This is a genomic window from Microcoleus sp. Pol12A5 (assembly GCF_036701435.1).
Lineage (GTDB): Bacteria > Cyanobacteriota > Cyanobacteriia > Cyanobacteriales > Microcoleaceae > Microcoleus.
The window spans coordinates 11,851-38,041 of the sequence record NZ_JAUBQU010000006.1 but is presented as its reverse complement, the minus strand read 5'-3'; the positions used below and the strand labels follow the sequence as shown (position 1 = coordinate 38,041).

General features: G+C 47.5%; 19 protein-coding genes. 12 read left to right on the top strand and 7 right to left on the bottom strand.

Translation table 11 applies throughout. The features are described 5' to 3' along the window. The first annotated feature begins 230 nt into the window (after positions 1-230). Positions 231-1,040 carry an SDR family NAD(P)-dependent oxidoreductase gene (locus QUA45_RS02755; RefSeq protein WP_333219271.1) on the top strand — a complete coding sequence of 270 codons (810 nt, stop codon included), beginning with the start codon at positions 231-233 and terminating at the stop codon, positions 1,038-1,040. Positions 1,041-1,361: 321 nt separating this feature from the next. After that, entirely contained in the window at positions 1,362-2,102 is a 741-nt protein-coding gene (locus tag QUA45_RS02750) for an MBL fold metallo-hydrolase (protein WP_333219269.1), read from the top strand. A 546-nt stretch (positions 2,103-2,648) separates the two neighbouring features. On the opposite strand, the gene QUA45_RS02745 is transcribed toward QUA45_RS02750, so the two are convergent. Beyond that, on the bottom strand, positions 2,649-4,331 hold the full coding sequence (locus tag QUA45_RS02745; protein WP_333219267.1) for a tetratricopeptide repeat protein: 1,683 nt from the start codon (positions 4,329-4,331) through the stop codon (positions 2,649-2,651). Between the two features lie 282 nt (positions 4,332-4,613). Between QUA45_RS02745 and QUA45_RS02740 the strand changes: the two genes are divergently transcribed. Continuing rightward, on the top strand, positions 4,614-6,452 hold the full coding sequence (locus QUA45_RS02740; RefSeq protein ID WP_333219266.1) for a pseudouridine synthase: 1,839 nt from the start codon (positions 4,614-4,616) through the stop codon (positions 6,450-6,452). Positions 6,453-6,625: 173 nt separating this feature from the next. Here QUA45_RS02740 and QUA45_RS02735 read toward each other — a convergent pair whose 3' ends face one another. After that, a complete protein-coding gene (locus QUA45_RS02735; RefSeq protein ID WP_333219264.1) occupies positions 6,626-9,088 on the bottom strand; it encodes an ATP-dependent helicase in 2,463 nt (820 codons plus the stop codon). 443 nt (positions 9,089-9,531) lie between these two features. On the opposite strand from QUA45_RS02735, the gene QUA45_RS02730 reads away from it, so the two are divergent. Then, entirely contained in the window at positions 9,532-10,539 is a 1,008-nt protein-coding gene (locus QUA45_RS02730; protein ID WP_333219262.1) for a DUF4349 domain-containing protein, read from the top strand. 93 nt (positions 10,540-10,632) lie between these two features. On the opposite strand, the gene QUA45_RS02725 is transcribed toward QUA45_RS02730, so the two are convergent. Then, a complete protein-coding gene (locus tag QUA45_RS02725; RefSeq protein ID WP_333219260.1) occupies positions 10,633-11,727 on the bottom strand; it encodes a RuBisCO accumulation factor 1 in 1,095 nt (364 codons plus the stop codon). A 156-nt stretch (positions 11,728-11,883) separates the two neighbouring features. On the opposite strand from QUA45_RS02725, the gene QUA45_RS02720 reads away from it, so the two are divergent. The 7 genes from QUA45_RS02720 to QUA45_RS02690 all read left to right on the top strand — a co-directional run bounded on the left by QUA45_RS02720 (position 11,884) and on the right by QUA45_RS02690 (position 20,064). Beyond that, a complete protein-coding gene (locus QUA45_RS02720) occupies positions 11,884-12,828 on the top strand; it encodes a response regulator (RefSeq protein WP_333219258.1) in 945 nt (314 codons plus the stop codon). 213 nt (positions 12,829-13,041) lie between these two features. After that, positions 13,042-13,743: a bifunctional demethylmenaquinone methyltransferase/2-methoxy-6-polyprenyl-1,4-benzoquinol methylase UbiE gene (gene ubiE / locus QUA45_RS02715; RefSeq protein WP_333219256.1), complete on the top strand. Its 702-nt coding sequence runs from the start codon at positions 13,042-13,044 to the stop codon at positions 13,741-13,743. A gap of 96 nt (positions 13,744-13,839) precedes the next feature. Then, positions 13,840-15,072 (top strand): DUF445 family protein, encoded by a 1,233-nt coding sequence (locus QUA45_RS02710; protein ID WP_333095994.1) that lies wholly within the window; start codon positions 13,840-13,842, stop codon positions 15,070-15,072. Positions 15,073-15,240: 168 nt separating this feature from the next. Then, the gene (locus QUA45_RS02705) at positions 15,241-15,549 is read left to right on the top strand and encodes a DUF3493 domain-containing protein (protein ID WP_333057719.1); all 309 of its coding nucleotides are present in this window, start codon (positions 15,241-15,243) and stop codon (positions 15,547-15,549) included. A 594-nt stretch (positions 15,550-16,143) separates the two neighbouring features. After that, positions 16,144-16,719 (top strand): alpha/beta hydrolase, encoded by a 576-nt coding sequence (locus QUA45_RS02700; RefSeq protein ID WP_333066676.1) that lies wholly within the window; start codon positions 16,144-16,146, stop codon positions 16,717-16,719. A 607-nt stretch (positions 16,720-17,326) separates the two neighbouring features. Continuing rightward, positions 17,327-18,535: a DegT/DnrJ/EryC1/StrS family aminotransferase gene (locus QUA45_RS02695; protein ID WP_333095993.1), complete on the top strand. Its 1,209-nt coding sequence runs from the start codon at positions 17,327-17,329 to the stop codon at positions 18,533-18,535. A gap of 509 nt (positions 18,536-19,044) precedes the next feature. After that, a complete protein-coding gene (locus QUA45_RS02690) occupies positions 19,045-20,064 on the top strand; it encodes a glycosyltransferase family 4 protein (RefSeq protein ID WP_333095992.1) in 1,020 nt (339 codons plus the stop codon). Between the two features lie 507 nt (positions 20,065-20,571). On the opposite strand, the gene QUA45_RS02685 is transcribed toward QUA45_RS02690, so the two are convergent. The 3 genes from QUA45_RS02685 to infB all read right to left on the bottom strand — a co-directional run bounded on the left by QUA45_RS02685 (position 20,572) and on the right by infB (position 25,352). Next, the gene (locus QUA45_RS02685; RefSeq protein WP_015178993.1) at positions 20,572-20,796 is read right to left on the bottom strand and encodes a hypothetical protein; all 225 of its coding nucleotides are present in this window, start codon (positions 20,794-20,796) and stop codon (positions 20,572-20,574) included. 241 nt (positions 20,797-21,037) lie between these two features. Next, the gene (locus QUA45_RS02680) at positions 21,038-21,751 is read right to left on the bottom strand and encodes a low-complexity tail membrane protein (RefSeq protein ID WP_333219254.1); all 714 of its coding nucleotides are present in this window, start codon (positions 21,749-21,751) and stop codon (positions 21,038-21,040) included. A 433-nt stretch (positions 21,752-22,184) separates the two neighbouring features. Further along, positions 22,185-25,352: a translation initiation factor IF-2 gene (infB, locus tag QUA45_RS02675; protein ID WP_333095989.1), complete on the bottom strand. Its 3,168-nt coding sequence runs from the start codon at positions 25,350-25,352 to the stop codon at positions 22,185-22,187. Between the two features lie 54 nt (positions 25,353-25,406). Here infB and QUA45_RS02670 point away from each other — a divergent pair, with 54 nt between their 5' ends. Further along, positions 25,407-25,694 (top strand): hypothetical protein, encoded by a 288-nt coding sequence (locus QUA45_RS02670; RefSeq protein WP_333077133.1) that lies wholly within the window; start codon positions 25,407-25,409, stop codon positions 25,692-25,694. Positions 25,695-25,768: 74 nt separating this feature from the next. Here QUA45_RS02670 and QUA45_RS02665 read toward each other — a convergent pair whose 3' ends face one another. Then, positions 25,769-26,050 (bottom strand): YlxR family protein, encoded by a 282-nt coding sequence (locus tag QUA45_RS02665; RefSeq protein ID WP_333066666.1) that lies wholly within the window; start codon positions 26,048-26,050, stop codon positions 25,769-25,771. Positions 26,051-26,191: the final 141 nt, after the last annotated feature.

Below are 26,191 nucleotides of genomic sequence, written 5' to 3'. Positions count from 1 at the left end.
TCTTTCTCTAAGATGATTCTCGGCTGTCATTTTTACACTAATTGCATGAAGTTTGTTTTCGATTAGACCGTATTTAAATGCCTAAAAGCTTATGTCCTGGGAAAGATGCGATCGCACTCCTACCTCCCTAGCATTGTAAAAGTTGAAAGCCCACAGTCCACAAAGATTGTCTGGTACAGAGAAAAGCAAGCCTAGACAAACGAGTGTGAAGCAGTTACAGAGGATTTTAGATGGTTATAAACAGTTCGTTGACCCGGCCCTTGGCTGTCGTGACGGGTGCCTCTAACGGTATCGGCTACGAACTCGCCAAACAGTTCGCTCAAAACGGATTCGATCTCCTAGTCACCGCCACCGGAGCGAGCATCAATGAAGCAGCTCAAGCCTTTGAGAGGCTCGGTGCCAAAGTCGAGACAGTGGAGGCAGACCTCGCTACCTACAACGGTGTTGAGACGCTCTACAACCAGATAAAAGCGACTAATCGGCCAGTGGATGCGATCGCAATTAATGCCGGTGTCGGCGTCGGGGGCGACTTTGCCCGCGAGACAGACTTGAAGGACGAACTAAATCTGATTAACCTCAACGTTGTCTCGTCTGTGCATTTGGCTAAACGGGTAGTTAAGGATATGGTCGATCGCGGCCAGGGACGGATTCTATTCACTTCCTCAATTGCCGCCCTAATGCCCGGCCCGTTCGAGGCAGTCTACGCGGCATCTAAAGCATTTATACACTCTTTCTCAGAAGGGCTGCGTAACGAGTTAAAGGACACAGGCGTCACCGTTACCGCGCTGATGCCAGGACCGACGAATACCAATTTCTTCCATCGGGCGGGAATGGACGACACGAAGGCGGGCGCAGACCAGAAAGACGACGCGGCCGAAGTTGCCAAGCAGGGCTTCGAGGCGCTGATGGCGGGTAAGGACGACATTATCGCCGGTTCACTCAAGACAAAGATTCTAGCCAGCGCGAGCAAAGTTTTGCCTGATACCGTCAATGCCGAAATGCACCGCCAGCTTACTGAACCGGGTTCTGCTAACAAATAATTCGCGCTCGTCTTACTATTCTTATGTGCAGATTTAAAGAAAGTAAACATCGCAGATAATGGCAAGATTGCAGCCGATAAAAACGTGTTTACTTCTCCCAGTAGTGACGATTTAGCGAAGTTTTCTCAGGCGTTCATCGATGGCATTATGCAGCATTGGCATTGGATGCGAACTGAGGAATAAATGGTTCCCGCCTAAGTAATTTAGTGCAGCACATTTATGCAAATTCATCATCTCAATTGTGGCTGTATGTGTCCCATTGGAGGGGCGCTTTTCGATGGCTTCAGTCGCGGTTTGACGGCTAACCTCGTATGCCACTGTTTGCTCGTTGAAACGAATCGGGGACTTGTTCTGATCGATACCGGTTTCGGATTGCGGGATATCGAGTCGCCTTACTCCCGGCTCAGCCCGTTTTTCGTCCATTTTAATAACATCCAGTTCGATCGCCAGTACACGGCAATCCATCAAATTGAACAGCTCGGATTTTCACCAAGCGATGTGCGCCATATTGTGCTCACCCACCTCGATTTCGATCATGCCGGTGGTCTAGAGGATTTCCCGGAAGCAACCGTACACGTCATGCAGGCTGAAATCGATGCCGCACAGGATCGGCACGGTTTCATCACAAAAAGGCGCTATCGTCCGGGGCAGTGGGATGAAGTCAAACGCTGGAAATACTATTCGGCGGGTGGCGAACCTTGGTTCGGTTTTGAAGCTGTCCGCGACCTCGACGGGCTGCCGCCGGAAATTTTGTTAATCCCGTTGGTGGGGCACACGCGCGGTCATGCTGGCATTGCCATTGATACACCCGATGGCTGGCTTCTGCACGCAGGGGATGCCTATTTCTACCGACACGAGATGGATGCCGCTAACCGACGCTGCACACCCGGTTTGCGCGCCTACCAATGGATGATGGAGGTCGATCGCAAGGCTCGGTTGCTCAATCAAGACCGGCTGCACGCCTTATCGGTGCAGCATAGTAAAGATGTGCGCGTGTTTTGCAGTCACGATGCTATTGAGTTAAAAGCCTTCACTGCCGGGTCTAGGAACTCTCAAAACTAGAAATTTCATCATTTTTTTGGTAACAGATTCTGATGGTTCGATCGACCATCGGCGTATCCAAGGCTTTTTTGTCCGCGACACTGGTCCGATCTTTTTCTACAACATCTCATGGCAAGGGTATCAGTATAAAAAAGGTTGAGGGCTGACAATTTAGAGCCGGAAAGCTAGTTCAAAGTCCAAGGCCCGGAGGGGAACAAGCTCAAATTTTCCGTACACGATCGCAAATGGCGATGCAAGGATTTTGTGCTATTTTACCTGTTTATCTTGCACTCTTCCACCTTTTTTTGCTAACACCCTCCATACAGTGTTTACTTGGAAAACTAATTCAGCAAGCCCTAATTATGCTCTGGATATTCAGGCGGATATAGCAATACTAATTGTTTGGGGAATTAGATTTTTTTATTAACCGCAGAGGGCGCAGAGAACGCAGAGGAAGAGAGAAGAGGGAAGTTTTTTTAGTTTTCAGTTAAATAAATAGTTCAAGCTTTACGCCAGCGCGGTCTTACGAGGAACAAAGCAATTTCAAAACTATTTGTCAATTTCCCCTTACCACTTTCCTGACATCGCGCCCTTGAGTCTCAATTCTTCTCGACTGACTAGAGCTTCGTAGTAATCGGGTTTGATTTCGAGGGCGACTCCGTAAGAGCTAATAGCATCTTGAGTTCGCTGCAATTTTTGCAAAACGTCGCCCCGCTGCGCCCAAGCTTCCCAGTTGTCTGGCTTGAGTTGAATCACTTGGTCAAAAGCGACGAGTGCTTGGGAATAATTCTGCATTTCCCCTAGGATCAAACCTCGCTGTACCCAGCCTTGATAGTTGTCCGGCCAGACAGTAATTGCTCGATCGTATGATGCTAGAGCTTGTTCGTACTGCTGCAATTTTGATAAAGCGTTGCCGCGTTGCAACCAAGCTTCAAAATTGTCTGGCACGATTTTTAGTACGCGGTTGTAAGCTGCGACGGCTTCTTCGTAACGCTGCAATTTTTCCAGCGCTGCGCCTTGCTGCAAACCTACTTTTGATGTAATTTCTGCTTGTGAAGTCAGAGAGATTACTTTATCAAAACAGGCGATCGCTTCTTCGTATTGCTGTAATTTTTCCAGAGCTTCGCCTCGCAAGTTCCAAGCTTCTAGAAAATTACCTTCAATTTGTAGGGCATTGCTGTAAGCGATAATTGCCTCTTTGTAGCGTTCCAATCCTGCTAGGGCGATGCCTCTACCCAGCCAAGCTTCGGGGAAATTTGGATTAATTTGAATGGCTTTGTCAAATGCAGCGATCGCCCCTTCAAAATCTCTCGATTCTGACAAGGTTTGACCGCGCCCGATCCATGCTTCGGGATAAAAAGAATTAATTTGAATTGCCCGATCGAAACAAGCAATTGCCGCGTCGGCCCACTGGTGTTTGAGGGCCATTCCTTTATAAAACCAAGCTTCGCAGTCGTTGGGTTGCATTTGCAGTACCCGATCGTAAGCTGTCACCGCTTCTGCATATTTGTGCAATTTTGCTGAAGCAATGCCGCGATTGAACCAAGCCAGACTATTTTGTGGTTGCAGTTGAATGGCGCGATCGTAAGAAGTTACAGCTTCAGCGTAGCGTTCCGCTTTCATCAAAGCCAAACCTCGGTTCAGCCAAGCTTCCCAATTAGTCGGGACGAGTTTCAGCGCCCGCTCGAAAGCCGCCACGGCTTCAGGGTAGCGCTGCGCTTGAACCAACACGTTGCCTTGCCGATACCACATGGCGGGCAAATTCGGATGAAGTTGGGTTGCTTTCTTGTAACAGGTTGCGGCTGCATCCCACTGCTGCAATTCCTCTAAAACTCTGCCCCGCTGATACCAAGCTTCGTGCTTTTCTGAATTGATTTGAATTGCGGTGTCGAATGCCGCGATCGCTTCTGAGTGATTTTGCAAACTTAACAGCCCTGTGCCCCGCAGCATCCAAGCCCAGTATTCTTCGGGATTAATTGCTGTAGCTCGATCGGCGCAGGCTACGGTTTCTGCGTAGGAGTGCAGTTGCTTGTAAGCTTTGCCCAGATTCAGCCACGCCCTGGCCCAGTCCGGCTTAATTTGAACCGCTTTTCCGTAACAAAGCACTGCCGCTTCGTACCTTCCCGATGCGTACAATCTATTGCCCCGATCGTAATCGGGAAATGCTGCAAAAATTCTTAAAATCGGCGGCAGCAGGGCTGGCTGGGGGTTTGAGGAGTTTTCGGGAGCCGAAGTCGAGAGGTCTGGCATACGCCTTTCACATAAAAATTTAGTGGGATAACAAGCTTGCGGTCTTATATATTAACTTATGCTTTTCTTAATATCGCTGCTGTTTTGAAACAAATTTAGCATATCAGGCTTGGTGCGACAAATCCTTTTTACTTAATTCGAGTAGGTATAAAATTATGCACCCTTCTCACTTTGGGTACACCCCTGTAAGATACGGTCAGTCGATTTTCGATTTTCGATTGACCGAAAGCATCGAGGACACAAGCACATATGCCCTAATTCAAGTTTAAAACCAAATTTAAGATGCTAGAGTTGCACACGCTTTTAGATTTCACTGACTGCGATTGGGAGTCGATCGACTCGCAGCCGAATTATTGGTACGAAGGCCGATGTCCTCAAAGTGGCGAACTGCTGAGACTGCCGCGCACTCGAATGTCCGAGGATCTCGCGCGGGGTTTGATGCAGTACCTGGCGGCTGACGATTCCTACGATCGCGAAGGGAAGATGTACGGCATATTACTGGTGGAGATGCCTTCGGGGGAACAGGGGATACTCAAAGCATTTTCCGGGCTGCTGAACGGTTGCAGCATTGTTGAGGGCTGGGTGCCACCGATTCCGGGACGAGATCGTGTTGCTTGCGAGGAAGCCCGCACCTTAACTCAATTGGAGGCGATGAAACAGGAACTTATTGCACTGAATCAACTCCCGCAGCGACAAGAGTATGAAGCCTTATTTCGGGAGTTTGAAGTGCAAATGCAAGTATTGAGCGATCGGCATCGCAATTGCAAGCAGCAGCGAGACGAAAAACGCCAGTTACTGTGTCAAACTCTCGCAGCAGAAACACTAGAAATTGCCCTGGAACAACTGAATCAAGAAAGCCGTTTGGAGAAAATGGAACGCAGGCAATTAAAACGGCAGCGGGATGAAACATTGCAGCCGCTAAAACAATTAATTGAAGCTGCCGATGGGCGGATGCGGGCGGTGAAACAGCAGCGAAAAGAACTTTCCCGCGAACTTCAGACGCAAATGCACGCCGCTTACACTCTCGTGAATTTTTTGGGAAAATCGAGTTCGCTCTCCTCATTGATGCCAACTAATTCTATTCCCACTGGCACCGGCGACTGTTGCGCGCCAAAATTGCTCCACTACGCGGCAGTACACAATCTGAAACCGCTGGCAATGGCTGAGTTTTGGTGGGGGCCGCCATCGGGGGATAAGATACAGGGAGAATTTTATGGTGCTTGTGGCGATCGGTGTCAGCCGTTGATGGGTTTTTTGCTGTCAGGATTGGCTCAAAATCCGATTGTTTCTAATATAAATGAGGGTTTGACGGGCGGGCTAGAAGCCCAACCCCTACTCCCCACAAGAAATATTATTGCTTGTGGAACGGGCATCTTGCCCGTTACCAAAATACAGATTGTGGACGCAGAACCTCTAGATTTAGGGGCTGTTGAAGCCCGCCCTAAAAACCCTAATATTTTTTGTGGAACGGGCATCTTGCCCGTTACCCAAATGCTACCGATTATCTATGAAGACAAATGGTTGATTGCAGTCAATAAACCCTCTGGTTTGCTGTCAGTTCCAGGTCGTTATCTGGAAAATCAAGATAGTGTTTTCAGTCGTTTGCGTAACTTGTTACTGGATAGTTTAAATTTGACAGTCGTGCATCGTTTAGATTGGGAAACATCGGGGATTTTGCTATTGGCGCAAGACAAAGAAACTAGCAGTCAACTCAGGCAGCAATTTGCAAAAAAGCAGGTTCACAAAGTTTATGAAGCGGTGCTTTCGGGTAGTGTAAAAATGGATGCGGGGACGATCGAACTCCCACTTTGGGGCGATCCAGAAAATCGCCCTTACCAGGAAGTCAATTGGGAGTGCGGAAAACCCAGTGTTACTCGCTTTCAGGTAATGGCGAGGGAGGGAAATTGCGATCGCGTCGAGTTTTTGCCGCTGACGGGACGCACTCATCAATTGAGGGTTCATGCAGCGGATGTTCGAGGGTTGGGGATACCGATTTTGGGCGATCGACTTTACGGATGTCGGGCTGCTGCGAATAGGCTACACTTGCACGCGCGGGAACTTTCGTTTGAGCATCCGCAGTTGGGAGAAAAGCTGCACTTACAGGCAGAAACACCATTTTAAGCTAAGGGCGATCGGGCAACGAAGGATAGTTGAGCAGTAGGAATTACAGATAGAGGCAGCACATATTTATTGTTGGGTAATCGGAGCAACAAATCGGGGAACTTCAGGTTAAGTTGTCACCCATGAGTAGAGCTGGAAACAAGCTACTTATTACTGATTACTTCTTACTTCTTTTATATCGCATTACTCGGAAATCTCTGCTTCAAAACAGGCATTACCGGACAAGGTTTTTGCTCCTGTAAATTCTCTGGTTTGTTCCAAGTAAAAGGCCCTTTTTTCTCCGCCGCCATCCACAGCAAACTTTTTGCTCGCGTCATCGCCACATACAGCAGTCGAAACTCTTCTGCTGTTTTCAAATAACCTGCTTGTTCCCAGGCTTCGCCTAGATTTGGTAAAGGATATTTTTCGTGCAAACTTGCTCGAATTTGTGCTCTCGCTACCTCTGCTAAAGTGAAATCTCCTAAAAATCGGGCTTGCGGCAAAACACGCAAATTTCCGGGGATGGTTTGTTCGTGCAGAAACGGCAAAAATACACAATCCCAATCCAATCCTTTAGCTTTGTGCATGGTAATAATTGTTAGTTGACCTTTGCTGGTATAGCGTTCTTCTATTTTGTCGTCTGCATCCACAGGTTCAAATCTTTCGGAACTGACAATTTCGCTTAGTACATCCAAAATATTACGCATTGAATTGTTGCCGGCTGTTTGGATTGCTACCCGTTCTGCTAATTTGTCGGCGGTGGCTAATTCTGTTTGATCGTATTGCAGCGCTAAGGCTAAGAATGAAATGATTTGGTAGGGTGGCAGTTCTAAGCTAGCTTGCAGCAAACCGCAGCAAAAATAGCGGCATTTGCGAACGGGGTCTGACTGCTGCGGGTCTAGCGGGCCTGGGTAAAGGAATTGCTCGGGGCTAGTCGCAAAAGCATTGTAGTCTTGTTTGGGGATCAGTTGCCGATCGCTCAAAATCTTTAAGGCTGCTTTCAGGTAGTCTGGAGAGTGGGGGCGATCGAGAAATTGCAGCAGTGTTAAGATTTCCCAAGGTACTTGAGAATGTCTGTCGCGTTCTCCCACATCCTCAATTTTAATGCCGTATTTCCGCAAATCAAAGCTTAATCCGTGTTTTTGAGGATTTTCCAGCACTTCTTTAATAAACTTACCTTGTTTGTTTTCCCGCACCAAAATAGCCATCGATTTCAGATTTTCTAACGGCAATTTTGCACCATTTTCTCCATCGCTAGCTTCACTGGCAGATTCGATATTTTTGCCATTACTGCCAAATTCAAAATCGGTCGGTAAAAATTCCTCAACTAACTCAATTACCCGCTTGCCAATTAACTCAACTGTATGGTAAATATCGCGGGGAGTATGCAATTCTAAGCCTCGACCAATGGGAGCCGGATTTGCATTCTGCTGCGGGTCATGGCTGGGGACTGGCTTAATAGTTTGGTCGCGAAAAGGCTGTTCGGTTCCCGCTAATTTCGAGCTATTTACCCATTGCAACATAAAGTTAGCTGCATCGATAATCACCTGGGTGCTACGGCCGGCGCCGTCCATTGTCGCTAACTTATTTTCCACTTCGCACCGATCGCAAAATTGGTTAAAATAAATCGGGTCTGCGGGAGTGAAAGTAGAATTAATCGCTTGATTTGGGTCGCCAACTCTGATAAAATTGGGAGGTAAAGTAGGATGATCGGGATCGATCGCCAATGTTTCCAAAAGCCGAGTCTGCAAAGGTGTAGAATCCTGCGCTTCGTCCTCAAAAACAGCAAATACTTGCTTTTGCTCGATCGCCCTCGCTCTCGGATTGTCCAACACCCGCAAAGCGGCTAAAATCATCTCGTCGTAATCGATAAATTCCCGACTCCTCAACAAAGCCTGATATTTTTGATATAAACCCCCAGCTACTGCTAAAATCTCATAACCGTCCCCAGTATCGAGAGCGTTCATTTCTAACAACTGTTCGGGAAATAAACCCGAAGATTTCGCCTCGTGAATCACAGTTTTCGCTACCTGCGGCAAAATTTCCGTCCGCAAAACCGATTGTCGCCGCAGCCTCTCCGTTTCCTCTCCGTCGAATTGCTGTCCTTCCAACAAAACTTGATATCGGCGGGGATTTTCCGCAATCCAAAGTTCTACACAGGTACGAATTAATCGGTGACTTTGAGTGGGAGTAACTAAGGTTGAATTTTCTAAATTTAAACCCGACAAATCAGGATGCCGCATCGCAATATTCAAAGCTAAACCGTGCAAAGTGTGCACCGCAAAACCGCCTTGAGATAAAGACAATTCTGCCAATCTTTCCCGAATTTTAGTTTTAATATTAGCAGCAGCCGATCGCGTAAATGTCACGACAATTAACTGGCGGCGGCTGTGAAGCCCGTTGCGGGCGATCGCAATTGCCGACGCAGCAGCCATTCCCGTAGACTTCCCGGCCCCCGGAACCGCCGAAACAGCAAGGGGGCCGCCTTGCCAATCCGCCATGTCCTGCTGCCCCGCACGCAAGCTTTCGCGAATTTTCAGGCAAGCTTGTGATCGCAAAACGGCCGCAACCCCTGATTCTGAAAGCGCTGAGGCTACATCCGGGCGATCGATATTGGTTGTCGATCGCATAAAATCAGTATCAAATTCATCTGTCATTCGATTTTAGATTTTAGATTTTAGATTTTAGATTAGAAAAATATTTGTCGCGTTCAGCCTTTTTAAAAGGTATCAGACACCGAGTTGCTTTAGTTGCGATCGCCTATGCCCAGAACCCAAACCGTCAATCGATTTTAGATTTTAGATTTTAGATTTTAGATTTGAATAAAGCGACCACGCTCAGAAATCCGGGGGCTGGCGGGAGCGAGTAGCTTTTTTCTTCCTCCACGAATGAATCCGGGCACTTGTGACCAAATTGTTTTCGGTCATCACACCGATATTTATTGGCTTTCATCTGCTTTTATCTGCGGTTGAAAATCCCAAAGTATTCAACCTCTACCGTTTCCATTTTGGTATCGGCTAAACTAAAGCTATCTATTGAAGCTTAAATTGAAACCAGCATAAAATTCAATACCCAAGCCTTTTTTATAGGAGTCACCCAAATGAAAACTCACCTCAAAATTAATTCCCCCCCGCCCAAGCCAAACCCAAACCCAGCCAACAACAGCACAACTCGTTTTGCTGTGGCAGTATTCTTAACTTTATCTTCAGCCATTGCTTTGCCAAGCTGCGGAGGAGATTCATACACCAGCAGCGCTCCAGGCGACGCAGGTTCATCTAGCATCCGTGAAAACCAAGTTGCCGCATCGGCTCCACCACCCGCACCCGCACCCGAACCAGTAGCCCAAAGGTCAAAAACTCCTGGTGCATCAAAAAAAGCAGCAGAAACTCCAGCAACCCGTCCTCAACTGATTAAAAAAGCCGCACTCAGTCTAGTTGTCAAATCTATTGACGCCAGCACTAAATCTGTTACTAATATTGTCGAAAAACAGCAAGGCGATATCTTGGGTTTCCAAAATCAAAAGCCGCCGGATTCGAGTGTCCGCCAAACGGCGTCTGTGGAGATTCGCGTGCCTCAAGAACGTTTAGAAACGACTTTAGAGGCTTTGGCAAAACTCGGAACTGTCGAGAACCGTTCTCTGACGGCTGAGGATGTTACCGATCAATTAGTTGACAGCGAGGCTAGGCTGCGGAACCTCCGCAAATCGGAGGAAATGGTGTTAAAAATTATGGAGCGATCGGGCTCTGTCGGCGACGTGCTCAAAGCTGCTCAGGAGTTGAGCAATATTCGGGAGTCGATCGAACGCATTGACGCTCAGTTAAAAAGTTTGCGAAATCAAGTAGCCTATTCGACTATTAGCTTAACTCTAGAAGCAGCAGTATCTGCTCAACAAACTCCCGAACCTTCTCTAGGTTTGCGGGTACAGGAAACTTGGGGGAAAGCGACTCATTCTGTGGGCGAATTGACGCTCGGTTTGTTTGCTTTGGGTATTTGGCTGTTGGCTTATAGTCCTTATTTTCTGTTAATTGCGGCTGCGGTTTACGGCTTTAATCGATTTAAGAAACAGCATTCTAATCCGACCACTCCAGAACCGAAACCGCCTCAGTAGTGAGTTGTTCGTTGTCAGTTGTCAGTTGTCAGTTGTTCGTTGTTATTAGCTTTCCAGTCAACGGTCAACAGTCAACAGTCAACAGTCAAGTGACTAATCATCAATTTGCCATCCATCTTTGGTATAGTCTTCATCCACAATCTTTTTGGGACGCATCACCAGAACAACTCGCCCCAAAATAGGAATATCCGGGGATTGTTCAAACCAGTACAATTCTAAATTGCCAGCGTTATCGGCGAGGAAATAACTGTCAGCATCCCACTGTCTTTGGGCTCGATCGGCAATAATCAAAACTTCTTCAACTTTGCCTTGCAGCGGTACCGGCAATCTATCGCTCATTTCCAAAACAGCCACCGGATCTTCAGCGTTCAAAATTACTTGCCATCCGGGAATCGCCACCCAAGCTCCGGCTCCAGAAAATTTTACCATTCGGAACGGCTCGATTTCCTCCGGCAAAGGCACTGCCAGCAAATCTGTCGTAGAAAGCGGCAATTTGCCCACAACCGGGACAATCCGGGGCAATTGTTCCTCGGTATCGAGTCGGTAGACTGGTAAGCGGGGCGCTTCCCTTCTCGGAACTACCGTAAAATCGACCAGCAACTGCTCGATTTGCGCCCTAGCGGTTTGGCTGCTAGCTAATTTTAAACCGCGAGCAATTAAGCGCGATCGCTCTTGCAAATCGCTTTTCTGTCTCGCTAATTGCCAGCATTGGTAAGCCATAGCATCGCCGGGAGTGTCTGTGAACCCTTGAGGGAGACTCCCGAAGTGCGAAAACTCCTTGATTGCTTTAGCAACTTGGCGAGCATCGTCAACATCCAAATTGTGGGTTAGCATCAAAGCAGCCGCCCCGGCCCGCTCTACTTGAGAGAGAATCCGAAACTCGTATAAGATATCGCTACCTTTTTTCAAGAAGTGCGATCGAACTTCCTCTGAAGCCCCAGCATTTACCATGCTGGTGTAAACTTGGGCTGCGACGCTTACTTGATTTTGCTGAATTGGCTCAAAACCAGTTTCTTCAAAAATCCTTTGAGAGTTGTAGCCAGCTTTTAGGAGTGCAGTGCAGGCTTGTCCCCACTCTACCCAAGTGCCTTCTTTTCGGCGGAGCGATCGAATTAACTTTTCGGCATCCACAGCATTTGTGGAGGATGCAGATGCAGGAGGGGATGAATCTTGCGGTGTATCAGTCATAATTGAATCAAAAACTAGCGCTAAGTTATGTGTGATTGGATACCGGCAAGGCTCGTGTCGCGGCAGAGCGATAGATTAATAGTAAGTGAGTTATGAGACTATTGTTACAGAATAGTTGCTCGCCTAAATTTACAAAGGGGAGTTTATCGTATTGTTATGGATAATGCCATTTCAGAGCTCGATCAAATTAAACGCCAGCTCATGACCCTACACAGACCGAAAAAGCCCAAAATGCTGGTAGTAGACGACGAACCAGACAATCTGGATTTACTCTACCGCACTTTCCGACGAGATTTTAACGTGCTCAAAGCTGAGAGCGGAATTCGCGCCTTGGAAGTCCTCGGCATCGAAGGCGAGGTCGCCGTCATCATTTCCGACCAGCGGATGCCCGAAATGAAGGGAACGGAGTTTTTGAGCAAAACCGTGCCGCAGTTTCCGAATACGGTCAGAATTATCTTGACTGGTTTTACGGACATTGAAGACTTGGTGGATGCGATTAACTCAGGACAGGTTTACAAGTATATCACCAAGCCTTGGGACCCGAACGAACTGAAAATGGTGGTTCAAAAGGCTGCCGAGACTTATGAAATTCTCAAGCAGCGAACTGAGGAATTGGATCGCGCCCAAAATCAAATACAACTGTTAGCAACAATCATGCAAACGGCTGTGGATTATCCGAGTTTGGAAGCAAGTTTAGACCCAATTGCTACTGCTATAAGTGATAATTTTTTGGCGGACTATTGCATTTTACAACTGGTGGAAGAAAATGTTTTAATACCGCTCCAAGGCACTCACACCACGGGTTCAACTGTGGAAAATTGGCTGGCAGATGACCCTCTGGTTCGAGAAGCAATTAGCTCTCAAACTATTCAGGGTGCTGTGAATATTGGGCTCGACACCGCCCTAGCTAGTCTGCAGCACTATCAGAACTCAGGCATTCAAGCTCACCTGAGCATCCCAGTGATTCACAAAGGTCGATCGATCGCCCTGATTTCCATGCAGTGGAAGCAACCTTGTTCCCTGCGCCCCGACGAACTCACAACAGTTCACCTCGCCGCTCAAGAAGTTGCTTTGGTATTGACGAGTTTTCAGGGTCATTAGTCATCAGTCATGAGTCATCAGTCATTAGTCCTTAGTCGGCTCTAAGTCTTGAGTTTAAAATGATAGCAAACCAATGATTCTCGACAAAAGCTCACCGCTCGCTAACAAATAAAAAAGCATTAATGACTGGCGACAGCATGACATGAAAGCACGGATTAATTATTTTTTCGGCTGATAAATTACCAATTATCGATCACCCATGAAAAATTAGAAATGACTAATAACCCCGAACAAATTAAAACTATATTTAATCGAATAGCACCAGTTTACAATCAATTGAACGACTGGTTGAGCTTTGGGCAACACCGAATTTGGAAGCAAATGGCGGTGAAATGGAGCAGTGCCGGCCCCGGAAATACTTGTTTAGACTTGTGCTGCGGCAGCGGGGATCTAGCTTTGCTGCTGGCCAAACAAGCAGGGCCGACCGGTTGCGTATTTGGAGTAGATTTTTCCGCCGAACAATTGGCCGTGGCGGCCAGGCGCGATCGACCTTTTCTCACCCCTATAAGTCCCATTTCCTGGGTAGAAGCTGATGCCCTAAACTTGCCTTTTGCTGACAATTACTTCGACTGCGCCACAATGGGTTACGGCCTGCGTAACGTGACTGATATCCCCCGCAGTCTTCAGGAATTGCACCGCGTACTCAAACCCGGTGCCAAAGCAGCTATTCTCGACCTCCACCGCCCCAGCAATTCCCTAATGCGGAGCTTTCAGCAGTTTTATTTAGAAACTCTCGTAGTGCCCATTGCTCAGCAATTTGGCATGACCCAAGAATATGCTTACATTAATCCTAGTTTAGAAAAATTCCCGATCGGCCAGGAGCAAGTAGCGATCGCCCGCCAAGCCGGATTTGCCTCCGCCACCCACTACCCCATTGCCGGAGCTATGATGGGAGTATTGGTATTAGTCAGTTGAGTGTTGACTGTTGTCAGTTGACTGTTGTCACTTGTCAACAGTTAACAGTTAACAATTCCCAATTCCCAATTCCCAATTCCCAATTCCCAATTATTGATGAATCCGTCTGAAATTTGGCTGTTGTTGGCCCCACCTGTAGTGGGAGGAATTATTGGCTATTTCACTAACGATATAGCTATCAAAATGCTGTTCCGCCCCTATCGAGCTATTTACATCAAAGGGCGGCAGTTGCCTTTCACTCCAGGCTTGATCCCCCGCAACCAAGAGCGCTTGGCAAAGCGAATTTCCGACACAATTATGGGTTCGCTGCTGACGCCGGAGGAGCTGCAAAACTTAGCGCGCCGCCTCCTGCAAACCGAGCGGATGCAGTCAATAATTCTTTGGCTGTTGCAGTTGGCGCTGGATCAGGTAAAAGCAGACGCAGAGCAAAAAACCGCTAAAATTCTCGCTAACATTCTGCGAGATTTGCTGGGGGAATCTGTGCCTCGAATTCTCAAAGTTTTGGCGCGCCGGGAAGATTTTTTAGAAGCTCAGCTAAATCAAATTTTTGACCAAGTTTTGCTGGAGATTCAGCTAACGGAAGCTCAGGCTGCTCAGCTTGCTGAGTGGTTGTTGCAGGTAGTAATACCCCCGGAAGTGCTGCGGCAAGCTTTAATCGACTTTTTGACGGATCGCAATATTTCGATCATCGATGAAGGGTTTCGAGAAAAAACCAGTGGCACTTATTGGGTAGTAGCAAATTTGTTTGGTTTGCGAAACACTTTAACTCGGCTGCGGACTTTTTGTCTGGATGACAGAGAAGCGACAAATCAGCGCTTAGCAGAGTTAACTGTTTCTTTGGGAATTCGCGGGCGAATTCAGGAATGGCTGCAAAATTTGTCGATGCAAAATTTACCGGTTTCTACTGTGAGACAGTTGCGAAAAACTATGCGCGACAGCGTTCGCAGCTACGTTCAGCAGCGGGGTACAGAGGTACTTGAGGGGTTGAGCAAATCTATTGATTGGGAAAATATTTCGCGGTTGATTCTCAATCGATTGCAAACTTCAGCGGTGATGAGCGCTTCCCTGGAAATTGTGAGCAAAGAACTGGCTTTGGTTTTAGAGCGCTATTTAGAGCGGGATTTAGAAAATATTGTAGCTCAGGCTATCCCGATTTTGAATATCGACCAGGTGATTGTCGATCGAGTAAAAGGTACTTCTCCTGAAGAGTTGGAGTTAGCAATTCAGGGAATTGTCCAAAGCGAGTTGCAGGGAATTGTAAATTTAGGAGGTCTTTTGGGTGTTTTTGTCGGCTGTTTGCAGACAGTTGTGGTTTGGATTCAGCGGTGATTTATTTCGGCAGTTGTGAGATATTTGTTGTAGTATAATATTCGCTCGACTTGCGAACACAGTACCAAAACCCCCGTTTTTCGGCAGTATTTACACCGTCAGCCAGAGGATTTTTGGTAGAAACGGGGTTTTTGTCGCCCAATCCTAATTTACCTATTTCCTACATCTATGCCAGCCCCCAATTCAGACGATCGCACAAACATCCCAAAAAACCCGCGCAACCTCAGCCGCCAACAATACGAGCGTTTAACCGCAGAAATGGCCACTCCCTACCGGCCTCTGCGACAGTTTGTTTACGTAGCTTGTGGCGCTTCGGGCTTTATCGGCGGCTTGGTTTTCCTCGCTAAAATTGCCTCGGGCCGGGAAATTGGTTCTGCTTTGCCTAATTTTGCCCTCCAGGTCGGAGTTGTGGCCCTGATGGTGTTCCTGTTTCGCTGGGAGCAGCGCGCCGAGGGTCGATCCCCGAAGTCGAAGTAACAAAAATTTACATATCGAGACAAAAATCTATTTCAGGCAAGGAAAAGTTAGAAATATAAAGAAATTATTATGAAATCCTGGTTTGCCAGCGATCCCTGTAATTATAATTATGTGGCTTCAATTGGGGTCAGCAAATTTAAAGGCCCTAATCATAAACCGCTTGTCATTCGTTCAATTGGGGTCAGCTTTCATAAAGACCCTAAATATATAAAATAAATTTAAGCCCAGCGCCAGCCTTCACTGATAGAAGAGCTGGCGTTCGGCATTTTGCTAGGAGCGGGAGATTGGGAGAGAGAATCAGTAGGGTGCACACCCCGCACAGGGAGGCCAGTACAAGCGCCCTGAACCTAGTTTTTTTGCCTAGCATCCGATATAGGTAATACCAGTTCCCGAAATCATGCAACTGTAGACCCGTGTTCAAAACCACGATCGTCATCAGTCATTCGCAAATCTCAAATCTCAAATCTCAAATCTCAAATGGTATAAGTGCTGGGGCGATCGAATAATTTGGTATTTCCCGAAGACCTTAGCCTGTGCAGTAACTAATGAGATGTGTCAAAGTCTAAGTAGAAAAAGATGTTGGGAGGTTTTACTATGGGTCGATCATTTTTCCAAGGGCGGTGGACGTTATTTTTTGCAGCAGGCGCGGGAATTGTATTTTACAGCAATGCTGCGGCGGCTGCCGAAAAGGTAGTGCTCAAATACAGTGCGATCCGAATGACTTTACCCGTCAGCGAATTAGAAATTTTTGCAGAAACTGGGCAAATGTCGCCCGCGTTAGAAATGCTGCTGGGAAAGGCAAAAAAAGACCCGGAAGCGGTTCGCAACAGTCTGACGAGACCGGTAAAAGTCAGTCAAAGCTTTTTGGATCGGACGCTTAACAGCAAGGTTGGGGAAATAATTCTCGATGAAGTCGGTCAGGTAATTAGCACTCCTTCTGGGAATGCAAATCGAGAAGCATTGCGCGAGGCCTTGGTGCTGTCTGCAACTAATGATAACGAGATTACACTTCTGGAAGCGATGAAGAATTATCCTACTCCAGAAGTTTATGTTGAGGGCGATCGCTTAGTTGAAGCTTACGGTAAACTTGTAGCTTTGTCAGAACAATTGGGAGGCGTTTCAGAACGACTGCAAGATATTTTAAATAAGATTCGCCTGCCTAGACTGTAGTTGCTGTTGTGAAGGATGGTTGATTGCTTCTAGCGATCGCACAATGTTTCTGAACCTGCATCAATTACAGGGGAGTTACATTTTTTTGTGCAAAATTTGCCTAATTTTGACAGGACTTTAAAAAAAGAATGCAACAGTAGACAAGCTTCAAACCTAACGGGAATCAGGCATTCTCAAACCTAAAATCTAAAATCGTATAAGTTGGCTGTAAAAGAAGTGTCGGGATAAACGTTCCATCCTTTACACAAATTTCAAATAAAATATATATATTTTGATCCATAAAACTCTGTAAGTGAAAAATAGGGAAACACCTTGTGTATCCCCCATAAACTGAAATACGATCGGGTGGACATTGTAGATTATCTATCTTAAGATATATCAACGCTGTCAGAGTCAGGCGCTTGGGAAAAACCACGGGTAATTAGTAAGCTCGTGCTATAAAAGACACTATTACGCAACCTATACGCCAAAACTCTTGACTAAAAAAAGTTGAAAAAAGGTGAGAGACTGTATTAATTAACAGCACCTCAATTCCCAATAAAACCGTACTTGCCAAGATAGCCTAGTTTCACTATACCGACGGTATTTACTGAGTAACATTAGCAACATGAACTACAATCCTATTCGTTCAAAAGACCGTTTCTTGGTTTTCGGTGCTCCGGCGATCGAAGATGCTGAAATTCAAGAAGTGGTGTCAACCCTGAAAACAGGTTGGTTGGGTACTGGCCCGAAAGTCATGAGTTTTCAAGACGAATTCAATGCTTACAAGGGTTCCCAGTACGCGATTGCAGTCAATTCTTGTACGGCGGCACTGCACTTGAGCATCCTCGCTGCTTCGTTAAAACCGGGGGATGAAGTCATTACTACTCCAATGACTTTTTGTGCCACCGTTAATGCGATTATTCACGCCGGGGCAACACCGATACTGGCGGATGTAGATCCGGTGACAATGAATATTGACCCGGCTCAAGTCGCAGCTAAAATAACTTCAAAAACTAAAGCCATTTTGCCTGTTCACTTCGCAGGTCGTTCCTGCGATATGGATGCGCTGTGCGAGATTGCTCGCCGTCATAACTTGAAGTTAATTGAAGACTGTGCTCACGCGATGGAAACAGAGTACAAGGGGCGGAAAGCAGGCACATTTGGCGACTTCGGATGCTTCAGCTTTTATGTTACCAAAAATATCACGACGGGTGAAGGAGGAATGATTCTGGTCGCCAGTCAAGAAGATACCGACAGGCTCAACATTTTAGCGCTGCACGGTATGAGCAAAGATGCTTGGAAGCGATTCGGAGACTCGGGTTACCAGCACTACGAAGTGGTGGGAGTCGGTTTTAAATACAATATGATGGATCTGCAAGCTGCGATCGGCATTCATCAAATGAAACGAATTACTCCTTATTGGCAGCGACGGGAGCAGATTTGGCAGCGCTACAACGAAGCATTTGCGGATCTGCCCATTACTTTGCCCGCCAACCCCGAACCGGATACCATTCATGCTTATCACCTGTACACCATTCTGGTAGATGAAGCCAAAGCAGGAATCAGCCGCGACGAGTTTCTCAACGCTATCAATGCGGAAAATATCGGTGTCGGCGTACATTACATGAGTATGCCGGAACATCCTATCTATCAAGAAATGTTTGGATGGCAGCCGGAAGACTATCCGAATGCTGCGTACATTGGGCGGCATACAGTTAGCTTGCCGATTTCGGCAAAATTAACAGATGCAGATGTGGAAGATGTAATTGCGGCTGTTAAAAAGTGTTTGGCAATCGGCCAAGCTAAAAGTCTAGTTTTAGCAACAGCAGACTAAAGTCGTTAAATCGGTTGTCATTAAAACATCCTAGCTGTTTTTTAGAAAAAGCAAGTAGGATGTTTTTTAACTCCCCAACGCTTTGTTAGTTTTTAGCGCCTTGGCAGTCATTTTACTTAAATGTTATCGTTTTACAGTACAATCACTCTCAGGTTACTGAATCTGCTTTTAAATAAAACAAGATAAAACAAGACAGCTCTATAAACTGAGCATTCCTCTCCTATGTGAATAGGCTTCTTGCCAAATTCTTTTTTATCACTTTATTAAGCTGAGCAGGCGGGACGCCCCCCACAAAAAATGACTCGTGTGAATTGGACAGGAGAACCAGTCCAAGTTATTATTCAAGAGGTCTAATTTTTAGATGAAAGCAGACAAAATTGAGTTGATTAAAAATTAATGCTATGTTAAAACTTAGTGCTTTATTCCCATTTCATTGTAATAACCGAGCCATCAGCCACGTATTTTTTTCAGTGTGCAAAGAATGGCAAGGCCCTGATCTGAAGGCACTTATGGTTGTCCCGAGTTGCGATCGCGAGTGCCGCAACTCCAATATAGTTGAAGCAATTCCGTCATTTCTGACACCATTGTATTACCGCAGCCCTAGTGCTCCCAGAATTAAGGCAGAGAAGCGTTTTATCAAAGAGCTCAAAAATTTTGATGTTGCCTACTTGTGGCCCGGTACCTCAGTAGATACTGTAAAGAGCGTTAACAAGCAGAGTAAGGCGATTTTTTGGGAGCGAGTTAATAATTCTCAAAGGCAAGCTAAGAGTATCCTTGACGATGCTTACTCTCGCTTGGGATTGCAACCTCAACACGACATTACCCCAGAGAAAATTCAGAGAGAAGAGCAAAAACTCAAGGAAATTAACTTTCTGTTTTGTCCTAGTCCGATAGTACTAAAATCGTTTCAAGAAGCCGGAGTTTCTGAAGAGAAACTGCTTTTAACCACTGAAGGTTGGTCGCCAGAGCGTTTTCCCAATTATCAATCCCCAAAACCGCCTTCAGAGGAAGTTAACGTCCTTTTCCTAGGTTTTGCCTGCGTCCGCAAAGGGGTTCACCTGCTCTTGCAGGCTTGGGAGCGAGCTGGCATTAATGGATCGCTGACAATTTTTGGCAAACTCGAACCGGCGATCGCTCAAACTTGCAGGGATTTGCTGAAACGTTCTGATGTAGTTTACTTTGATTATGCTTTAGACTACAGTTCTGCCTATCGCCAAGCTGACTTTTTTGCCTTTCCCAGTCTTGAGGAAGGTAGCCCACTCGTCATCTATGAGGCAATGGGTCATGGTTTGCCCATTCTTGCTTCACCTATGGGAGGAGGTGGTGTTGTGCGTGATGGCATTGAGGGCATAATTCTTCCTCCCTACGATACTGACGCCTGGGTGGAGGGACTGCGAAAACTATCTAATTCTCCTGATTTGCGGGCTAAAATGGGAGCCGCCGCCCGTCAGCGAGCTTTGGAGTTGACATGGCCACAAGTTGCTGCTAGGCGCCAAGAGCAGATCCTGCAGAAAATGAACGCAAAATGAAAAATAGGCGTTGCTTAATCAGGGTATGAAAAAGATCGGTTGAAAATCCCCAAGCTTTGTCGATACTGGTTTCTATGACTGGCATATTTAGCCTTTCATACCGTAAATCAGCAACGCCGAAAAATAAATAGGGCTTACGGTGTAAAAGGTTTGTAATCAGATTGATGTGGATGGTTTGATGTACTGCCACTGTAGCACTGTTAATTTTATTTTTGTTCAGCATTCTTATAAAGAATTTTGGCAATAGCCCAGTCAACAGATAGCAGCCGCAGTCTCTCTGTCTGGGGGTTTCAGGCTAATTTTCTCTTGAAATCTCTGAAAGTGCGTGGCCAGTAGGCTGCCGAAATTAATCCGCACTGCGTAAGCAGAAATACTGTCCCCTGCAATTTGATGCCCGAAGTTCAGCTCGACACTCACTCTAGACACTCACATAGCATATTGGAGGGGATGCCAGCAGAATTGGCCTGTAAAATTCACAAACCGTGGCCATATTTGGTTTTATGGTACTCAATAAGCCAAAGTTTCTAAAGTTTCCCGCAGATAAGAACGAACTTGCTGATCGATGGTGGCATTTTGCTGCTGACGCTCAAAATTGAGTTCTAGCTGCCAGCGTTGAAATCCTGAACTTGCGCCGATCGCGGATTTGAGACTGCCCCAGATTTCAGAATCTTCGCACAGCTCGATCGGCTCTGCGGCTTGAGGTTCTTCTGCAAGCGGTAGATAATTCGCCATATTTTTATACCTCTGTTTTAATCCCTTGTAAGGATTGAAAGGTGACCTTGACACTCTCTATTATAGATTCTTCTCTCCAAAGAGCCAACCTAAAATATCCACAACCTGCGGTTAAAAATTAAATATTAAGACTATTAATAATCTCTATCCGAAGAGGGGCCTTGCCTATTTTTTTCACAGCATACATCTGTACAAATTAAAGTAGCTTAAACTACAATTGTCCCCCTCTTAATTTTTTCTTTCACTTTTTTTCGCTCCAGTCTTCGGGTAGAGATGTAACGCCGTTGTTGTCAGCAGGTGTTGGGTTGACAATACTGCCGACTGACAAGTTCCCTATGCCGGATGCTGGCCCAATTGACTCTGCGGGTGCAGCCACAGCGACAGTTGTCTCGGCTGCCAAAGCCGGCAAAAGTCGATCGACTTGCCAAGGCGCGATCGTAAAATCCTGCCGAATTTTTTCTAAAACATGAGGCTTTGTCGCTGCAAATTCTAATTCCGGCGTCAGCAAAACCGCCATGACACTAGCAGATACCTGCAAAAACAAATTGCTGGCTAAAAAAGCAGCAACTGCCAACAACAATCCAGCCCACCGCCAGGAAGGAGGAAAGGGAGCCACCGAAGCCGCCAGGGGGGCCCATCGGTAAAGCTGCCACAAAATTACTGCCAGCAAAACAGCTACAAAAAGAGCGATGCCTTGATTTAACTTAGTTTTAAACCGAGTCAGAAGCCGGTGCTGCACAGAAGTTAAATTCTGCGGTTTTACTGCCACAACTAAAATACTAAAAATGTAAAAAGGGCGGAACCACTGCATCCACAGCACAGGAAAAATACCTGCTACAGCTACTAAAAATATTTCTAACCAGACAGGGAGCAGGGGAGAACCCACTGCGAGTCCCAGCAAGCACAGTCCCAGGAAAATCGGCAGTGTAGCAGCCCCAGAAAGGTGAATCCACAAAAAAGGATCTGACCAAAAAGAACGCACTTTAAATAATTATGAGTTATGAGTTATGAGTTTTGAATTTTGAGAGTCTGGGACGCACTCTTGACCCAGAAACCAGGTGCGAAGAGTACATTTCTAACGGTCAAACCGAGCGTTTTGGGAGGAAACTCGGTTGATTTGCGTAAGTCTTATTTTAGTTTTAAATTTTGAATTTTCAGCAACATCCAAGATAATTATGACCTTGTTAATTGCTAACATCTTTGCTTTTATTGCTTCTTCATTCTTTCCTCGATAACTAAAATCTTCTTCCTTCTGCTACTAAGTTAAAAACCCAAGTTGCGAGTGATGAGTTTGGGAGTATTGAGTGAAGAGAAGAGTTGCGAGCGATCGGCAATTTGGTTGCGATCGCTCCAAAATTCTCTTCCCACTCAACACTCACAACTCAAAACTATTGAGAGAGAGTCCGGCGTTTAGTAACCATCCGGTAGGCTTCAATCATATCCCCCTCCGCCCAGTCGCTAAACCCGCTCAAGGAAATGCCGCATTCAAAGCCAGCATTGACTTCCTTGGCATCTTCCTTCATCCGTTTTAGGGAGTCGAGGACACCTTCGTAAACGACATTGTTGCCCCGGCGCACCCGCACCTTACAGTTACGGATGACTTTGCCAGAGAGTACCATACATCCAGCCACAGCCCCGCGACCGATCGCAAAGACAGCGCGCACTTCGACTTGACCCAAAGGTTCTTCCACCAATTCGGGTTCCAGCAGGCCTTCCATAGCCCCTTGAATGTCATCCAAGAGGTTGTAGATGATGCTGTATTCCCGCACGTCTACCCCCGCTTGGTCAGCCGCGAGGCGAGCGTCGGTGGCGAGAGTAGTATTGAACCCAATAATTACAGCATTACTGGCTGCTGCGAGGTCAATATCCGTTTCAGTAATTTCCCCAGGAGCAGATAGCAGCAGTCGGAGTTGAACTTCTTTTTGAGGAAGTTGAGTCAGAGCGCCGACAATTGCTTCGAGGGAGCCTTGGACATCTGCCTTCAAGATCAAGTTTAGTTCCTTGAGAACGCCTTCCTTAGCTTGTTGAGAGAAGCCGCTGAGGCTGATCCGGCCGCCTTGCAGCAGGCGGGAATCTCGTTGAGAGGTAGCTCTTCCAGAGGCGATCGCCGCAGCTTCTTTTTCGTTTGCGAAGACATCAAACTCGTCTCCGGCGCGAGGAACTTCCCGCAGCCCCAGCACTTCCACCGCGAAGGATGGAGTTGCTTGCTCTACGCGATCGCCCCGGTCATCGATCATGGCGCGCACCTTGCCCAAAGCCGAGCCTGCGACCACAATATCGCCCACTCGCAGAGTACCGTTCTGCACCAGCAGAGTTGCCACAGGCCCCCTTGCCTTGTCGAGGTGAGCTTCAATCACCGTACCCTTAGCCGGTCGGTGCGGGTTGGCGTTGAGGTCTTCCATTTCCGCCACTGTCAGAATCATTTCCAACAGCGTATCCAGGTTTTCGCCTCGGATCGCGCTGACTGGAACCATAGTGATATCGCCGCCCCAGTCATCTGCGACCAAGCCGTACTCAGTAAGCTCTTGCTTCACCCGTTCCGGCTGAGCACCCTCCTTGTCAACTTTATTGATAGCCACGACAATTGGCACTTTCGCCGCTTTCGCGTGGCTGATCGCTTCAATTGTCTGGGGTCGCACGCCGTCGTCCGCCGCCACCACCAAGATGGCGATGTCCGTAACCCGTGTTCCCCGAGCCCGCATCGCTGTAAAGGCTTCGTGACCGGGCGTATCCAAAAATACCACCTGCTGGCTCTTGCCTTCGTGTTCCACATCCACGTGGTAAGCACCGATGTGCTGGGTAATCCCCCCAGCTTCTCCCTGAGCCACCTTGGTTTTGCGGATCGAGTCCAGCAAGGTAGTTTTGCCGTGATCCACGTGGCCCATAATCGTTACAACTGGCGGACGGCGTTCGAGGTATTCCAAATCCGCTGCATCCAGCATCTCGATCACTTTGATAGCTGGGGCTACTTTTTCTGGGGTTTCCACCTCTACGCCCATTTCTTCGGCTACCATCCTCACCGCTGGAATGTCCAGGGTTTCGGTAATATTTACCGCAATTCCTTTAGAGAAAAGCCGCTTAATAATTTCGGTTTCGGGAACAGCCAGACTAAGTGCTAGTTCTTGAACGGTCATCGGCCTGCTCAGCAGCAGCTTTTCTGGACGTTCTACCTTAGCTTCGGCTGTTTTGCCCCGGTTGCCGCGTCCCCCGCTCGAACCCGAAGAAGAACTTTTATCGTGAGAAGGGCCTGGTCTCTTATTTTTTCCGCTGCTGCCGGGTGCGCCCGGAGTTGGTGTTGACTTGGGTGCTGCTTGTCCCTTCGCTTTAGCTGGGCGGGCTAGGGACAGGCTGACCGTGACTGGTGCTGGCAGATCCAAGCCGTTTTCTAAGTCATCGTCATCCTCGTCTATGGGTTTGAGGCGAGAACGTTTTGCCTTAACAGCCTTGGCAGCTTTTGCCGCATCTGAGTTTTCGTCATCATCTTCTTCCCAAATGACTGATGTCTTTTTGGCAGGACGAGGAAGAGTTGGCCTGCTGAGGAGAGGAATCTCCAGCAACGGCGTATTATCTTCTTCATTGTCATCCGTGTCATCCCCTGCGGCTCCGGTGTCACCGCCGCGGCTACGCAGCCCGGTAGCTGACGTTGCGGGGGCAAGGCTCCGGCGCGGGCCACCCGGCTGGGGTCGATCTGCCAGTTGAGTTTTGACTGGGCCACCAGCGCCTTCCCGGCGCGGTCTTTGTGCGTCGCGAGATTCGGTAGCAGATCCCGGTGCTGGTCGGCTGGGGCGACTCGGTTTAGCCGGCGCTTCCAGAGTTTCTGAATGTTGTGATTGCTCTTGCTCGGTTTTGGCAAGTTTGAGTACCGGCTTGTTTCCCAGACTTTGTGGGTTACGGCTAGCCGACTCGGACGCCGCTCTGACTGGCGGCGACGTGAGTTTTGCCGAAGGCGCGGGAGGGGCGATCGGCGGTTGCGGGATGCGATCTGGAGCCTTTTCCGACGGCGGTTGAGGTGCCGCAGGTGCCTGAGCCTGGGCGGTGGTTTCCGGGGCGATCGCACCTACATTTTCCGACACTTCTGACGGAGCTGCGGAGACTGCGACATTTGGCTTCGACAGTACAGGTCTATTGATATTCGGTTTAGCTGGAGGCTGGAGTTGTTGAGCTGCAGGCGACTTGGGAGGAGTTGCCACGGTTGCCGCGGGCTGGTTTTTGTTCTCCTCGTTGCCTGCAGGCTGGGAGGAAGCACCAGCCGGCCGTACTTTTGGACTGCGTATTTCTAAAATTTGCTGCTTTTTTTGTTGGTCGTTAGGGTGAGGGCCAGATTCTCTAGATGGCGCTGCTGCTCTTTCGGGTGGAGCTGGCTTGCCGGGGGAAGAGTGGCTACTGGCTACGTATTTTTCCGCCGTTTTGCGAATGCGCTCTGCTTCGGATTCTGTAATTGTGCTGCTGTGGCTCTTGACTGAAATATTGAGCCGCTCGCATACTGCCAAGATGTCTTTATTATCCAAATTTAGTTCCCGTGATAATTCGTAAATTCTTACTTTGCCGTTGTTCATCCACTCTGCCCTCTTTTATGCCAACCAGTTTTTACATTGTGATTTTTTGTGCTAATGACGACATCATTCGGTGTGATTGATTCAGTGTCAGGAATCGGGGTTGCGGTACTCTCTCAGCAATTTTATCTAGAAAGATGCAACTCGCTGAAGTCTGCGGTTGAAGAATTCTCAAGTCTGTTTGGCAACTTGGAACTCCGAAGTCTGAGTTTTGGCAAAACCCACTCTCTCAAGCTTCAAAGTTTGCCTTTCCACCTTGAGGATACCTCTGCTAGTACCCTACCCTTATCTAATCTGACACAAATCTTTCCAGACTGGTGGGCAGATCGGATTGGGGTTTTATAGCTGGCGCTACCGGTAATTACTGGTAGGGCTGCCAAGAGGGTTTATACAGTCGATGCCGAACTATTGTCGGTTTTTCATCCGGGTGAGCCAGAGTAAGATGTACAGTCAGATGTGGCTAAACGCTGCCAAAGTGTTTGGTACAGTTCGTCAGACACAGGCGCTTTGAGCGATCGCCCAAGTCGATTTTTTTTCTGAGCTGCTTTGAGGCATTCTGTTTCCCGACAAAGGTAAGCAGAACGGCCCATGCCACGATCTAATTGTACCTGATGAGAAGGATAGAGCCTGACTACTCGCCAAAAAGCTTCCTTAGGAGCTATTTTTCGACAACTTGCACAGCACCGGTAGTTCGGTTTCATTTCTTGTGAGAGGGGGAGTAGGGGGAGAGAGGGGATTAGCGGACAAGTCCTGCTTGTGTCCCGAAGAGAGAAAATCTTATGACAAGGACTCAGAAGAAAGAATTCAGAATTCAAAATACGCTATGCCCCAAGTCAGGGGCA